Origin of the sequence: Cyanobium sp. CH-040 (assembly GCF_024346135.1) — a bacterium.
Classification (GTDB): domain Bacteria; phylum Cyanobacteriota; class Cyanobacteriia; order PCC-6307; family Cyanobiaceae; genus NIES-981.
The window spans coordinates 91,665-104,821 of record NZ_JAGQCJ010000009.1 but is presented as its reverse complement, the minus strand read 5'-3'; the positions used below and the strand labels follow the sequence as shown (position 1 = coordinate 104,821).

Sequence of the window (13,157 nt, the reverse complement as noted above, 5' to 3'; positions counted from 1 at the left end):
GGATCAGCCGCGGGCTCCGCCCGACACCGTGATCAGCGACCCGGCCATGGTGTTGCCGCTGGAGCCGGTGACGCGGCTCACGGGCTCGGGCACGTCCTCGTTGCGCTTCGGCTGGAAGCCGGGCATGGCCGTCATCGGCCCGGGCCGGGTGGGATTGCGCCGTCGGGCGGAGGGGCCCTCAGTGCCGGTGACCCGCTCGCCGCGGTCCCAGTCATCGCCGGTGATCTTCAGACCGGCGGAGATGCCTTCGCCGGTGACCCGTGAGGTGGGACGCGCGTCCTCATCCACGCTCACCGGCGCGGAGGGCTCGATCGGACCGCGGGAGATCTGGGAGCCGCGGCGGTCGAAGCGGAACTGCTCGGTGCCAGTAACTTTGCCGCCGGCCAGGTCGAACGGACCGGTGATGCGGTTGCCCTGCTCGTAGCTGGTGCCGGTGACCCCGCCGCCGCGCTCGCGGGCGATCTGGGCGGCTCGCGCCGGCGACTGGACGCTGAACTGCTGCCAGGGCTGGCTGCCGTCGAGGGGCCGGGGAAAGTCGGCATCCTCAACGCTGGCGGCACCGCAGGCCAGCTGCTGCTGGTCGGCCCCCACGTAGGGCGTGCCGGTGACGTCCTCGCAGGCGCCGCGCTCGGCGCCGGTCATCACGCCGCCGATGCCGGGCTGGATGCCGCTCATGCGGCTGGCGCCGCGCATCGGCGTGCGGGCGCGGATGGAGCGCACGGCGGGGGTGGGGCAGTAGTCGGAGGCCTGCTCGAGGCCGGCGTAGGGGGTGCCGGTGACCGCCTTGCAGGTGCCCGCCTCATCGCCGGTGACCTTGGTGCTGCGGCCGGTGCGGGTGCCGCTCACCACCTGGGCGCGGTTGGTGACGCTGAAGCCCACCTTGGGGGCTTCGGGGGCGGGTTTGACACCGCAGAAGCTCTCGTACTGCTGGGTGCCGATGTACTCGTCGCCGGTGATGTTGCGGCAGCTGCCAGGCTCGTCGCCGGTGACCCGATCGCTGCGGCCCACATGGGTGCCGGTGATGCCGGTGCCGCGCAGGGTCTGCAGGCTGGCGACCTTGGCGGGGGCCCTTCCGGGCGCCTGGGGCTCGGCGCCCAGGTACTGATCGCCGGTGAGCTGCAGGCCGGAGCCGGGTTCGTCGCCGGTGACCCGCTCCGAGCGGCCCACCATCACACCGGACACCATCTGACCGCCGAGGGTTTCGCCGCGGCCCACCTTGCGAGGCGTGCTGGCGACGGTGCCGCAGTAGGCGGCGGACTGGTTGGCCGAGATGTACTCCGTGCCGGTCACCAGCTTGCAGGTGCCGGGTTCATCGCCGGTGACCTTCTCGGAGCGGCCCACCTCGTTGCCCGTGACCCGGTTGCCATGGCTGGTGGCGGTGACGCGCACCTTGGCCGGCTGGCGGGTGGGGGCGTCGCTCTGGCAGAAGGTCTGGAACACCTCGGCTCCCAGGTATTCGGTGCCGGTGATCGGCCGGCAGGTGGCCGCCTCGTTGCCGGTGGTCTTTTGGGAGCGGTTGGCCTGGGTGCCGGTGACCACCTGGCCGCCGGTGGTCTCGCTCATCCCCACCTTCCAGTGGGCGTCGGCGCTGGCCGTCTGGCGGGCGCCGTGACGGTTGGGGCCGCAGGGACGGGGGCCGCCGTTGCGGGCGCAGCCGGCGCTGCCCACCTTGCTCTTGAGTTCCCGCAGCTTCTGGGCCAGCTCGCGGGTGCTGAGGTCGGGGTGGCTCTGGCGGGCCACCGAGGCGGCGGTGCCGTTGCTGGGCAGGGCGGCCGACTTGCCGCGCTTGGAGAGGGCCTCGCGGCGTGCCAGCACCAGGGAGCGGCTGGGGTTGTGCTGGGCCGAGGTGCGTCTCTGCTGGCCGCGCCGTTCCATGGCGCGGGAGGCCTCACCCGCGCCGGTGCTCAGGCTGAGGCTGGGCCTTGCGCTGGGGGCGGCGGGGGCGGGCGTCGTCGTGGCGGGCGCCGCTGCGGGTGCCGCCGGGGTGCTGCTGCGGACCACATCGGCGCGGTTGCGGTCGCGGGAGGTGTTGGCCCGCTTGCCGCCGCGGCTGAGGGCTTCACGGCGCGCCAGCACCAGATCCCGGCTCGGGTTGCTGATGCGCTGGCCGCTGGGGCGGCTGGTGGGCTGGCCGAGGCTCATGGCCGGCTCCGGTCTGGCGGCGGGGGTGGGGCGGCGTTCCGGCGTCCCGGTCATGACCGGGTCGGTCCGGACCGGCGTCGCCCTGGTGCGGGAGGGACGGGCGTCGGCGGCGCTGCGCACCCTGCCGGGACCGGAACTGAAGCGGCTGGCGGCTTTCTTGCCTGCCGTGGTGAGAGCCCGGCGGCGCTCGAGTGCTGCTTCACGGCTGGATGTGCTGGCCATCGGCGCCCGTCGAATGGAAATCGTGTGGGAAAGGAGGGGTCCCGGACAGTGCCGGGACCCTTGGCGATCAGTGATTGATCGAGGAGGAGGTGAACCTGAACGTCCTGTTCAGGGTTCAGCGGCCTTCGAACACCACGAAGCAGGCACCCTGGCTCTGGGTGTAGGCGTCGTAGCCCACCAGGCGCACGTGGTGGTCGGGGTAGGCGCGGTGGCAGGCCTCGAGCTCGCTGACGATCACGCCGAGATCCTTCTCGCCGAAGAAGGGAAGCTTCCAGTACGACCAGTAGGTCGACATGGAACGGCTGGGGTGGACGTGCTCGATCAGGGGGCTCCAGCCCTGGGCGATGATGTAAGCGATCTGGTCGTAGATCTCGTCCTGGGTCATCGGCGGGAGGAAGCCGAAGGTCTCCAGGGTGGCGACTGTCTGATAGTCACCCACGGTGCTCTTGAAGGGCATGGGGATCCTTGTGGGATGGGATGAATGAAGCCGGGAAAGTGCGGATCAGCACCGGCCGGGACGACGGCTGCATGCCGTCATCCCGAGCCGGTCGGCCGATCTCACTGCACGTCGAGCTTGTCGACGGTGTCGAACTCGAACTTGATCTCCTTCCAGGTCTCGAGGGCGATCGCCAGTTCGGGGCTGTGCTTGGCAGCCTCGGTGAGGATGTCGCGGGATTCCTTCTCGATCTCGCGGCCGGCGTTGCGGGCCTTGACGCAGGCTTCCAGGGCGACGCGGTTGGCGGCGGCGCCGGCGGCGGAGCCCCAGGGGTGGCCGTGGGTGCCACCACCGAACTGGAGCACCGAGTCGTCACCGAAGATCGCCACCAGGGCAGGCATGTGCCACACGTGGATACCGCCGGAGGCGACGGCGAACACGCCGGGCATCGAACCCCAGTCCTGATCGAAGAAGTTGCCGCGGCTGCGGTCTTCGGGAATGAAGGATTCGCGCAGCTGGTCGATGAAGCCGAGGGTGGTCTGGCGGTCGCCCTCGAGCTTGCCCACCACCGTGCCGGTGTGCAGCTGGTCACCACCGGAGAGGCGCAGGCACTTGGCCAGCACCCGGAAGTGGATGCCGTGCTTGGGATGGCGGTCGATCACCGCGTGCATGGCGCGGTGGATGTGCAGCAGCATGCCGTTCTTGCGGCACCACTTCGCCAGGCCGGTGTTGGCCGTGAAGCCACCGGTGATGTAGTCGTGCATGATGATCGGCTGCCCGAGTTCCTTGGCGAACTCGGCCCGCTCGTACATCTCCTCGGGAGTGGCGGCGGTGCAGTTGAGGTAGTGCCCCTTCTTCTCGCCGGTTTCCTCCTGGGCCAGGCTCACGGCTTCAGCCACGAACTCGAAACGGTTCTGCCAGCGCTGGAAGGGCTGGGAGTTGATGTTCTCGTCGTCCTTGGTGAAGTCGAGACCGCCGCGCAGGCACTCGTACACCACGCGGCCGTAGTTCTTGCCGCTCAGGCCGAGCTTCGGCTTGATGGTGCAGCCCAGCAGGGGGCGGCCGTACTTGTTCATCCGGTCACGCTCGACCTGGATGCCGTTCGGCGGACCCATGCAGGTCTTGATGAAGGCCAGGGGGAAGCGGATGTCCTCCAGGCGCAGGTGGCGCAGGGCCTTGAAGCCGAACACGTTGCCGACCAGGGAGGTCAGAACGTTGGTGACGGAGCCCTCCTCGAACAGGTCGAGGGGGTAGGCGATGAAGGCGTAGAACGACTCCTTGTCGCCGGGAACGTCTTCGATGCGGTAGCAGCGGCCCTTGTAGAAGTCGAGATCGGTGAGGAGCTCGGACCACACGGTGGACCAGGTGCCGGTGGAGGACTCGGCGGCCACGGCGGCGGCCACTTCTTCCTTGGGCACACCTTCCTGGCCGGTGCACTTGAAGCAGGCCAGCAGGTCGGTGTCGAGGGGGACGTAATCAGGAGTCCAATACGTGTCGCGGTACTCCTTGACCCCGGCGTCGTACTTCTTGCTCATGGGGATTCTCCGGTTGGGTCGGGAAAGGGGGGGAATGCGAACTGCGCCCTGGCGTCAGGCCTCAGGCGTCAGCCGACTCAGTCCTTGGAACCGACGAAACCGGCGCTACCACCCAGGGCAGGCTCCACTTCGCGGTGGGGGCGAGCAATGATGTGGGCGGCCACCAGGCCGTCGCCCACGCGCTCGCAGGCATCGGCGCCGGCGCGCACCGCGGCGTTCACGGCGCCGGTCTCGCCACGCACCATCACGGTGACGTAGCCGCCGCCGACGAACTCGCGGGCGATCAGGCGCACCTCGGCGGCCTTGGTCATGGCGTCGGCCGCTTCGATGGCCGGCACCAGACCGCGGGTCTCGATCATGCCGAGGGCGATGCCCATGGTTTCGTTAGCCATGTCCTGCTCCAGATGGAGGGGGGTGGAGGGTCCCCGCAACCCTCGTCCGGCGCCTAGCCCCCCGTCAACCCACCTGGGCTGTCACGACCATCACCGTTTTCGGTGCGACTCATAAGCAGCGCTGACCAGTGCCTCATAAATCGTTAGGCAATACTTGGGCGCCTGCCTGTGTCGACTCTCAGACACAATGACCACTGCTGCGGAGCGCCCGTGCCGGTGCTGGTGATCGCCAGTGGCAATCCCCACAAGGTGGCCGAACTGGGGGCCATGCTCGAGGCCGTCGATCTCGAGGTGCGCCAGCAGCCCGACGGTCTGGAGATCGAGGAGACCGGCCGCAGCTACGCCGAAAACGCCCGCCTCAAGGCGGAGACCGTGGCCGCCCTCACCGGCCAGTGGGCCCTGGCCGACGATTCGGGGCTGGAGGTGGACGCCCTCGGCGGCGCCCCGGGCATCTACTCGGCCCGCTATGCCCCCAGCGACCGCGAGCGCCTGCACCGGCTGCTGCAGGAACTGGGCGACTCCCTCTACCGCGGCGGCCGCTTCGTGACCGCCATGGCCCTGGCCGATCCCAGCGGCACCACCGTGCTGGAGGCCGAGGGGGTGTGTCATGGCGTGGTGCTGCGCCAACCGGACGGTGCCGGTGCCGGCTACGACCCGATCTTCCATGTGCGCGAGGCCGGCACCAGCTACGCGCGCATGGGCCAGCACCTCAGGAACCGCCTGGGCAGCCGTGGCAAGGCCGCCCGCCAGCTGGCCCCCGGCCTGCGGCTGCTGCTGGGTCTGGAGGACTGATCCCCGGCCCTGGTGGTCGCGTCCCTCAGCCGAGAGCGGTGGCGTTGATGTGGTGGATGGCCCGCATCGCCGCCGCCGCGGCCTCCTCCACATCGCCTTCCCGGCCGGCGAGCGTCAGCCTGCCGAAGGCTCCCACGGCCTTCACATCCACCACGGTGATGTTGGAGGCCTTCTCGGCTTCGTTGGCGGCGATCAGCACATAGCCGGCCGGTTCGGTTTCGAGGATGAACATGCTCATGCCGGCCTGGATCATCGAGCCGCGGCGGTTCTGGCGGTTGATCAGCACGGCATGGTCGGGCGTGATCGCCCGGATGATCTCGGTCCAGCTCACATCGCAGCGGCTGCGCTGCTCCACCCGGTTGCCGATCGCCTCCAGCACCACATCGCCGGAGTGCAGCACATTGCTCTGGTCGCGGTGGTAGAGCGCCAGGGAGCCGAAGGCCCGCTCCACGATCATCTGGCCCAGGCGCACGGTGCTGGCCTTGAGGGCGATGTCGGTGACCCGGTGCACGGCCATCCCGGGGGACACCTCCAGCCACAGGCAGGCGTCGCCGGGGATCGGCAGAAAGCCCTGGCTCACGGTGCCCATGTAGGCGGCCAGCTGGGGCTGCAGCGAGTCCAGGAACACGTAGGTGCGCAGCTCGATCGACTGCACGTGGCTGTCCAGCCGCGCCAGACGGCTGCCCTCGCTGTCGGTGGTGATCACGCAGCTGGCGCCGTCGGTGCCGGGGTCGACCACCGTTCCCGTGATGGCGGGTCCCCTCATCTCGATCCCCCGCTCGATCCGCCGTTCAATCCCTCGACGGCGCCGGATCGCCAGGTCCTCTCGTGAACGGCTCGGCGAAGGCAAGGGGGCGGCGGGGAGCGGCTGGGGAGCGCGTCGGGTGCTGGGGCGGATCTTACCGCCCGGTTCCCAAGGCCCTTGCCCCGCAGCCCAGAGCCGGTACCGTCCCGGCAACGACAGCAGAGGTCCCATGGCCGGCAGCCGTACTCCGGGCTCGTCCGCTCCCCGCGCCACGGTCCCGCCCCACGACTCTGTCCCGACCGAAGCCCTCCCCCACGATCAGCCGTCGCCCATGGCCGACTGGCTGGCGCAGGCCTCGGCACAGGGCATCACGCCCGAGCAGGCCCTGGCCCTGATCGGTCTCGGCCTGGTGCAGAAGCTGAGCAGCTCCGAAACCGGGCCTTCCTGGGTGTGGAGCGAAGCCGAGGATGGCGGCCATGCCGACCTCGCCGCCCTGCGCCAGCGACTCGAGCTCACCCGTCTGGCCATCCAGACCGGGGCTCCGCTGAGCACGGCCGAGGTGACGGCCCTGCTCGGGGCGAGGCCCGGCAGCGCCGTTGTGGAGCGTGGCGGCCTGCGGGCCCGGCGGCTCAGTCGCAACGTCTGGAAGCTGAGCACCAGCGACGCCATGGACGCGGATGCCGATGCGCGGGACACCGGCTTCGGCGGCGGCTTCCAGGGTGGACTTGGAGGCGGGTTCAGGCGCCGTCTCTGAGTCCCACCAGCTGCATCGAGTAGTCCCACACCTTCGCGGCGGTCTGGGGGTTGCTCGCCTTGTCGGAGAGTTCCTGGCTGAACTGCCGGCCGTTCTTCTTCTGGCGGTTGCCCCAGCTCCAGTGCACGCCGGAGACGGCGAACGCCGGGTCGGCCACCACCTGCGCCACCCGCTCGCCGGCGAGGCTCTGGGTGACGTAGCCCCCGGTGATGTTCTTCTGGAACCAGGGGAACAGCTTCTGGAAGATCTTCGGCGTGTTGCGGAACAGGGGCGTGTCCGCCACACAACCCGGATAGAGGGAGCTGAACACGACCCCCGTGCTCTCGTGCAGTCGGCGGTGCAGCTCCTGGGTGGTGATCATGTTGCAGAGCTTGCTGTCCTTGTAGGCCTTGCCGGGCTTGAAGGATTTGCCGCTGGCCATGGCGATCGGAGGCTTGAATCCGGCCGCGAAGCCGCTGAGATCGCCCAGGTCGGCCGGGGCGGGGATGGGGATCTTGCCGCCCAGTTCCTTGGAGTTGGCGGTCACCGTGCCCAGGATCACCACGCGCCTGGAGGGATGGCCGGACTGCTGGATCTTCGGCAGCAGCATCTGGATCAGCAGGAAGTGGCCGAGATGGTTGGTCGCCATCGACAGCTCGTAGCCCTGCGGTGAGCGCTCGGGCTGTTTCAGCCGGGGTTTGTAGACCGCGGCGTTCACCACCAGGGCATCCAGACCGCCGGGGATCGAATCCACCAGGGTTTCCACGCCCGTGCGCACGCTGTCGAGATCACCGAGATCGATGCGCAGATGGTGGAGCCGCTCCTGGGGAATGCCCAGGCTCTCGGCGGCGGCGGCGGCCCGCACCGGGTCGCGGTTGGCCGTGATCACGGTCCAGCCCCGGTCCGTGAGGGCCTTGGTGGCGTGGAGCCCAACCCCTGAGGTGGTGCCGGTGATCAGCACCGTGCCTGCGGAGGCTTCGCTGGAAGCGGATGCGGCCATGGAGCGGGAACCTTGAGGCTGCCGGACAACCTAGGGAGTGGCGAGGGCGCTTCCCCCGGCTGCTCGCCGGGACTCAACAGATAGATAGATCGGCTGGTTCGAGGCGGGCTCAGGGCGCTGTCGCGCTGGTGGCTGGCCTCTCCACCGCGGCACTGGTGCGGGCCGGCTGGCCGGTGTCCGTGGCCGAGCCGGCGGTTACGGCCGAGGGCCTGTTCCACACCACCCGCAGCCGATTGGGGGCGATCCACTGGTTCTGCTCACGGATCAGTCGCTGCTCGCCCTCCACCGCGAACAGGCTGTCGAAGCGCTCGCGGGCCTTGGCCACCTTGGCCTCCTCCAGCTGGAGCACGGCGGCCAGTTCCCCCTGCCGGTCCATGCGCTCCTGGTAGGCGCCGGCCAGCCTGACCAGGCTGACACCGGCCATCAGCACCAGGCCGAGCTTCACGGTGAGGCCGATGACGCCGCAGACCAGGTCGCGGCGCTCCTGAGAAAGGCTGGCGACGGCTCCGGCCTCGATCAGTGCCGGCCGCCGGGTTGCCGCCCGCGTCTCCCCTGCGGGGCTGGCCTCAGCTAACGAGCCTGCAACGGCTGAGGCCGCAGCGGCGGCCGTGGTGCTGCGGAAGGGAGACACCGGTCCGCTCAGGCCTCCTGGCCCGGGATGTAGCCGTTGGCTGGCCCGCACGGGGAACAAGGGCGGAGATCGCTCACGCTTCTAGCTCCCCGGCCGGGCCCTGCCAAGGGGCAGACGCCGGATCGGGCTTCCCTCAGGCCTTGTAGAGGCTGAAGCTCAGACGCACCGCCAGCACGCCGGCGTGGGCAGCCACCACCAGGGCGATCAGAATCTGGGCCTGGGTGAGGGAGGTGACCATGGCAGAAACGCGGGCGAAAACGCGAGGAAGACCGGCACCATTCTTCGGCCTGCACCCGCTACGGTCCACACCCGTGCCGGGCGCTGTCACAGCTCTTGACGCTCCTGCCCCGCCTGCGTCCACCCGCGTCCGCCGTGTCCGCTGAACCCGAGTCCTCCCCCGCAGATCCCGCAGCCGCAGACCCCACAGCCGAGGACCGATCTCCCGCGGATCGGTCCCCCGCGGACCCGTCCCAGGGATCCGTCCTGGTGCCCGCCGCCGCGATCCGCCATCTCGATCTGGCGCCTCTGGACCCCTGGGCCGCCCTGCCGCCGGCGGAGCTGATCCGCGCCGCTGGCGGTCTCGCGCTCGAGTACGACTGGCCGCGCTCCGCCGAGGATCCCCGCGAACTCTCCGAGATCCCGGAAGTGCGCCTGTGGACTCTGCGTGCCGATGCCCACTACCCCTGGCTGCCGCTGCTGATCGACCGCGCCAGCGGCCAGCTCACCCGCCATGTGGCGATGCTTGTGCCCCATGGGTTCAGCCGCAGCGAAGGCATCCGCTTCGCGCCCGAGGCCCTGGAGCTCTGGCTCACCCACCGGCTCTACCAGCTCGATCACTGGGCCCATGGGCACGGGGTGAACTGCCGCCAGGGCCTCGCTCAGATGGCGGCGATGCTCGGTCTGGAGCTCGATGCCAGCTTCTGGGACCAAGTCGACGCCAGCGGTGGCTGAGGCGCCTTCCCCGGCCGGCCCTCCTGGACCCTGCACCCGGCTGCTGCCGACCCTCCAGCTGGGCGGCGCCTGGCAGATGGCTCTCGATGACTGGCTGCTGGATCAGGACCGACCGGCGCTCAGGCTCTACCGCTGGCAGCGGCCGTGCCTGTCGCTGGGCCGCCATCAGAGACGGTTCCCGGCCGCCTGGCTGCGGTTGGCCGCGCAAGGAACGCTCGAACTGGTGCGCCGGCCCAGCGGCGGCGGCGCCGTGCTGCACGGAGGCGATCTCACCTACGCCCTGGTCTGGCCCGACCCACCGTCCAATCGGTTCGAGGCCTACCGCCGGGCCAGCCGCTGGCTGCAGGAGGCGTTCCTGGACCTGGGTCAGCCCCTGCGCTTCGGCAATCAGCGCGCCACCCTGGCGGCCCCCAGCTGCTTCGCCACCCACACGGCGGCCGACCTGGTGCAGGGGGCGGGGTTGAAGCGCATCGGCAGTGCCCAGCTCTGGCGCGGGGGCTGCCTGCTGCAGCACGGCTCGATCCAGCTGGCAGCCGATGGCGGTCTCTGGCGTGATGTGTTCGGATCGGATCCGCCGGATCTGCCTTCCTTGCCCGTGGCCGGCGAGCGGCTGGAGGAGGTGCTGCTCACCGCCGCCCGGCGATGGCTGCCGCTGCCGCCGCTGAGGCTGGAGCATCTGGGGGCACAGGAGCTGGCGGCGGTCGCCAGCGGGCTGGATCAGTTCCGCCTGGTGCCCACGCCCGCAGCTGCGGGCGTGGCCGTTTCGGGCTCGCTCACTTCGCCCGCGGCGAGCATCGAGCGCACCACCTGAGGCAGCGCCAGACCCAGCGGGTAGGTGTTGTGGCGCCGGGCCGTCTCCAGAAGGGGCGGCGGCAGCTTCAGCCCCAGTTTGCTGAGCACGGCTTCACCGAGGTCCGGGCGGTCGATCGTGCCGCTGGGGAGCCCGGCCGGGCTGAGCACCAGCAGCCGTTCTCTGTTGCTGTCCTCCAGACGCTGCACGGCCTGCCAGAGGGGCGCGTCGTCGGCGATGGCGGTGAGGCTGTCGAGCGGCCTCAGGTGGTCCCCCACCCGGTCGCTGTCCCAGCGCTGGACGGGAAGTTCCTGCAGGGCTGCGTCGTCGATCACGCCCCGCCAGCGGCCCCGGTCGCACACCAGCAGCCAGTCCGCGGGGCCCACCGGACTGGGTTCCTTGAGGCGGGCATAGCTCAGGTGCCGCAGGCTGTCGCTGGCCTCCAGCACCCGGAAGCGACGCCCGGCCGCGTCCCTCACACGCAGGCTGGTGAGGGCGCTCTGCAGGCTGAGCAGCTGCTGCTGGTTGCGCACCGCACCGAGGCCGAACCAGCCCAGCAGGATCAGCCAGGCCGCCCCCATGCCACCGCCGCGCAGCAGCACCAGGGTGCCCATGCCGATCGCCAGGTAGGCCAGCAGCCTGCCGCAGGCGTTGGCCACCTCCACGCCGCGCCGCTGGCTGCCGCTGAACTGCCAGACGAGGGCCTTGACGATCAGCCCGCCATCGAGGGGGAGACCGGGCAGAAGGTTGAACAGGGCGAGCACCAGGTTCAGCACCCCCAGCTCCTTGACCATCGCCCCCAGCAGCGGCGAGAGATGGTCGGCCGCATGGGTGCTCGCCAGCAGGCCGATGCCGAGCGCCAGGCTCACCGCCGGCCCGGCAGCCGCCACCAGCAGGGCACCGATGGCGGTGCTCGATTCCCGCTCCACACTGGCCACACCCCCGAGCAGGAACAGGGTGATGCTGCGCACCTTCACCCCCTGGCTGAGGGCCACCAGCGAATGCCCCAGTTCGTGCAGCAGGACGGACACGAACAGCAGCACCGCCGTGGTGAGGCCGAGCCCCCAGAGCACCGGCTCAGCCGCTCCGGCGGGCAGCAGGTCCGGGCTGACGCTGAGCCTGTAGTGCTGCTGGAAGGCCAGGGTGGCCACCAGCAGGATCACGAACCAGCTGGGGTGGATGCGCAGGGGGATGCCGCGAATCTTCAGCAGCTGCCAGCCTTCACCCACGCCGTCTCTCCCTGATGCTGCATCCGCAGCCTGTTGATCTGCATCCGTGGCGGATGGTGCCCGGCCATGGCCCGACACGCTTCAGATCCTAGAAAGGTCGCCGAAGCGCCACGATCACCGCTGAGCCCGCCACCACTGCTGAAGATCTGCGGATTGCGCCACCCGGATCAGGCCGCGGCGGTTGCGGCCCTGGGCGCGGACGCCATCGGCGTGATCGCCGTGCCCTCCTCGCCGCGGTTTGTGCCCCCTGAAGCCCGGCAGGCCGTGTTTGCGGCCGCCCGGTCCGGGGCGGCCGGTTGCCAGGGGGTGCTGGTGGTGGCCGATCCCGGCGATGACCAGCTGCCGGAACTCGACGCGCAGCGGGGCCACCGGGTGGTTCAGCTGCACGGAAGCGAAAGCCCGCAGCGTTGCCGGCAGCTGCGGGAGCGCAGCGGTTGCCTGGTGTGGAAGGCACTGCGTCTGCGCAGGCCGCACGATCTGCAGAGCCTGGCCGCCTACGCCGATGCCGTCGATGCCCTGCTGCTCGACGCCTGGGTGCCTGACCAGCTGGGCGGAACCGGCCACGCCATCCCGCTCGACTGGCTGGAGGGCTGGGCTGCACCCCTGCCCTGGTGGCTCGCCGGCGGCATCCGGGCTGAGCGGGTGGCCGAGCTGCTCGCCCGTCTCTCTCCCACCGGCCTGGACGCCTCCAGCGGTGTGGAGGCGGCACCGGGGGAGAAGGATCTGGCCAAGGTGGAGGCGTTGCTCAAGGCGGTGGGGCGCAGCGCTTGAGGCAGCTGCGGCCCGAGCAGACGTGACCCGCAGATCGCGCCTCAGGTGGCGAGCAGGGCTTCCTGCTGCTTCACCAGCTCGAAGAACTCGGCCTTGAGGCTGGGGTCGTGACGGAAATCGCCGCGGACCACCGAATTCACCATGCTGGTCTGCGGTTCCTTCACACCGCGCCACTTCATACAGTAGTGCTGCGCTTTCACCAGGATCGCCAGACCCTGGGGCTGGCACAGCCGCTCGATCTCATCGGCCAGGATCATCACCGCTTCCTCCTGGATGTGAGGCCTGGAGAACACCCAGTCGGCCACGCGTGAGAATTTCGACAGACCGATCACGCGCTCGCCGGGCTTGATGCCGATCCAGCAATTGCCGAGGATGGGCACCAGGTGGTGGGAGCAGGCGGAGCGGACGGAAATCGGCCCCACGGTGTAGATCTCGTCCAGCTTCTTCACGTTCGGGAAGCTGGCGATCTTGGGCTGCTGGTGGTAACGACCCTTGAACACCTCGTGGAGGTACATCCGCGCAACGCGCTCTGCGGTTTCCTCGGTGTTGTGATCGTTCTCGATGTCGATCACGAGGCTGCGCAGCAGATCGCGAACCTTGCCGGCCACCTCGATCTCGAGTTGCTCCAGCTCTCCCTCGAGGAGGTGGGCAGAGATGTTGTCGTTGGCGAGGTAGGGGACACCGGCGGCTTCCAGGCGCTCGCGGATGCGCAGGCTGACGGGACGCGGTGCTGCGTCAGGCGTTGCTGCAGCGGAGCTGAAACTGGAGGGGAGAGTGGACGTCATGGA

Annotated in this window: 15 protein-coding genes; 5 read left to right on the top strand and 10 right to left on the bottom strand. The window is 70.0% G+C overall.

Going from position 1 to position 13,157, the window contains the following annotated elements:
- Positions 1-3: 3 nt before the first annotated feature.
- The 4 genes from KBY90_RS09860 to KBY90_RS09845 form a co-directional block, all read right to left on the bottom strand.
- Positions 4-2,364 carry a CsoS2 family carboxysome shell protein gene (locus KBY90_RS09860; protein WP_254968423.1) on the bottom strand — a complete coding sequence of 787 codons (2,361 nt, stop codon included), beginning with the start codon at positions 2,362-2,364 and terminating at the stop codon, positions 4-6.
- Positions 2,365-2,479: 115 nt separating this feature from the next.
- Entirely contained in the window at positions 2,480-2,821 is a 342-nt protein-coding gene (locus tag KBY90_RS09855) for a ribulose bisphosphate carboxylase small subunit (RefSeq protein ID WP_254968421.1), read from the bottom strand.
- A 101-nt stretch (positions 2,822-2,922) separates the two neighbouring features.
- On the bottom strand, positions 2,923-4,335 hold the full coding sequence (locus KBY90_RS09850; protein WP_254968420.1) for a form I ribulose bisphosphate carboxylase large subunit: 1,413 nt from the start codon (positions 4,333-4,335) through the stop codon (positions 2,923-2,925).
- Between the two features lie 77 nt (positions 4,336-4,412).
- Positions 4,413-4,727 carry a BMC domain-containing protein gene (locus tag KBY90_RS09845; protein ID WP_213202650.1) on the bottom strand — a complete coding sequence of 105 codons (315 nt, stop codon included), beginning with the start codon at positions 4,725-4,727 and terminating at the stop codon, positions 4,413-4,415.
- Positions 4,728-4,937: 210 nt separating this feature from the next.
- On the opposite strand from KBY90_RS09845, the gene KBY90_RS09840 reads away from it, so the two are divergent.
- Complete coding sequence (locus KBY90_RS09840) at positions 4,938-5,519, top strand: non-canonical purine NTP pyrophosphatase (RefSeq protein WP_254968418.1); 582 nt, start codon at positions 4,938-4,940, stop codon at positions 5,517-5,519.
- Between the two features lie 25 nt (positions 5,520-5,544).
- Here KBY90_RS09840 and KBY90_RS09835 read toward each other — a convergent pair whose 3' ends face one another.
- Complete coding sequence (locus KBY90_RS09835; protein WP_254968417.1) at positions 5,545-6,285, bottom strand: BMC domain-containing protein; 741 nt, start codon at positions 6,283-6,285, stop codon at positions 5,545-5,547.
- 310 nt (positions 6,286-6,595) lie between these two features.
- On the opposite strand from KBY90_RS09835, the gene KBY90_RS09830 reads away from it, so the two are divergent.
- Positions 6,596-7,018 carry a hypothetical protein gene (locus tag KBY90_RS09830; RefSeq protein WP_254968416.1) on the top strand — a complete coding sequence of 141 codons (423 nt, stop codon included), beginning with the start codon at positions 6,596-6,598 and terminating at the stop codon, positions 7,016-7,018.
- Here KBY90_RS09830 and KBY90_RS09825 read toward each other — a convergent pair.
- From KBY90_RS09825 to psaM, 3 genes are all read right to left on the bottom strand, one after another.
- Positions 7,002-7,997 carry a protochlorophyllide reductase gene (locus tag KBY90_RS09825; RefSeq protein WP_254968415.1) on the bottom strand — a complete coding sequence of 332 codons (996 nt, stop codon included), beginning with the start codon at positions 7,995-7,997 and terminating at the stop codon, positions 7,002-7,004. The two genes, KBY90_RS09830 and KBY90_RS09825, sit on opposite strands and share 17 nt — an antisense overlap.
- Positions 7,998-8,106: 109 nt before the next feature.
- A complete protein-coding gene (locus KBY90_RS09820) occupies positions 8,107-8,628 on the bottom strand; it encodes a hypothetical protein (protein ID WP_254968414.1) in 522 nt (173 codons plus the stop codon).
- Positions 8,629-8,761: 133 nt separating this feature from the next.
- Complete coding sequence (psaM, locus tag KBY90_RS09815) at positions 8,762-8,866, bottom strand: photosystem I reaction center subunit XII (protein WP_254968413.1); 105 nt, start codon at positions 8,864-8,866, stop codon at positions 8,762-8,764.
- A gap of 248 nt (positions 8,867-9,114) precedes the next feature.
- Here psaM and KBY90_RS09810 point away from each other — a divergent pair, with 248 nt between their 5' ends.
- Both KBY90_RS09810 and KBY90_RS09805 read left to right on the top strand, forming a co-directional pair.
- On the top strand, positions 9,115-9,579 hold the full coding sequence (locus KBY90_RS09810) for a CRR6 family NdhI maturation factor (RefSeq protein ID WP_254968412.1): 465 nt from the start codon (positions 9,115-9,117) through the stop codon (positions 9,577-9,579).
- Positions 9,539-10,390, top strand: a complete 852-nt coding sequence (locus KBY90_RS09805) for a lipoate--protein ligase family protein (RefSeq protein WP_254968411.1) — start codon at positions 9,539-9,541, stop codon at positions 10,388-10,390. The genes KBY90_RS09810 and KBY90_RS09805 overlap by 41 nt, the downstream gene beginning before the upstream one ends.
- Here the strand turns inward: KBY90_RS09805 and KBY90_RS09800 are convergent.
- Complete coding sequence (locus tag KBY90_RS09800) at positions 10,297-11,598, bottom strand: site-2 protease family protein (protein WP_254968410.1); 1,302 nt, start codon at positions 11,596-11,598, stop codon at positions 10,297-10,299. The two genes, KBY90_RS09805 and KBY90_RS09800, sit on opposite strands and share 94 nt — an antisense overlap.
- 153 nt (positions 11,599-11,751) lie before the next feature.
- Here KBY90_RS09800 and KBY90_RS09795 point away from each other — a divergent pair, with 153 nt between their 5' ends.
- Positions 11,752-12,369: a phosphoribosylanthranilate isomerase gene (locus KBY90_RS09795; protein WP_254968409.1), complete on the top strand. Its 618-nt coding sequence runs from the start codon at positions 11,752-11,754 to the stop codon at positions 12,367-12,369.
- 41 nt (positions 12,370-12,410) lie between these two features.
- On the opposite strand, the gene folE is transcribed toward KBY90_RS09795, so the two are convergent.
- Positions 12,411-13,154: a GTP cyclohydrolase I gene (gene folE, locus KBY90_RS09790; RefSeq protein WP_254968408.1), complete on the bottom strand. Its 744-nt coding sequence runs from the start codon at positions 13,152-13,154 to the stop codon at positions 12,411-12,413.
- Between the last annotated feature and the right edge of the window lie 3 nt (positions 13,155-13,157).

What these genes read in the sequence shown, in the direction of transcription:
- KBY90_RS09860 (WP_254968423.1), bottom strand. Translation starts at nt 2,364, where the DNA reads ATGGCCAGCACATCCAGCCGTGAAGCAGCACTCGAGCGCCGCCGGGCT.
- KBY90_RS09855 (WP_254968421.1), bottom strand. Translation starts at nt 2,821, where the DNA reads ATGCCCTTCAAGAGCACCGTGGGTGACTATCAGACAGTCGCCACCCTG.
- KBY90_RS09850 (WP_254968420.1), bottom strand. Translation starts at nt 4,335, where the DNA reads ATGAGCAAGAAGTACGACGCCGGGGTCAAGGAGTACCGCGACACGTAT.
- KBY90_RS09845 (WP_213202650.1), bottom strand. Translation starts at nt 4,727, where the DNA reads ATGGCTAACGAAACCATGGGCATCGCCCTCGGCATGATCGAGACCCGC.
- KBY90_RS09835 (WP_254968417.1), bottom strand. Translation starts at nt 6,285, where the DNA reads ATGAGGGGACCCGCCATCACGGGAACGGTGGTCGACCCCGGCACCGAC.
- KBY90_RS09830 (WP_254968416.1), top strand. Translation starts at nt 6,596, where the DNA reads ATGGCCGACTGGCTGGCGCAGGCCTCGGCACAGGGCATCACGCCCGAG.
- KBY90_RS09825 (WP_254968415.1), bottom strand. Translation starts at nt 7,997, where the DNA reads ATGGCCGCATCCGCTTCCAGCGAAGCCTCCGCAGGCACGGTGCTGATC.
- psaM (WP_254968413.1), bottom strand. Translation starts at nt 8,866, where the DNA reads ATGGTCACCTCCCTCACCCAGGCCCAGATTCTGATCGCCCTGGTGGTG.
- KBY90_RS09805 (WP_254968411.1), top strand. Translation starts at nt 9,539, where the DNA reads ATGCCAGCTTCTGGGACCAAGTCGACGCCAGCGGTGGCTGAGGCGCCT.
- folE (WP_254968408.1), bottom strand. Translation starts at nt 13,154, where the DNA reads ATGACGTCCACTCTCCCCTCCAGTTTCAGCTCCGCTGCAGCAACGCCT.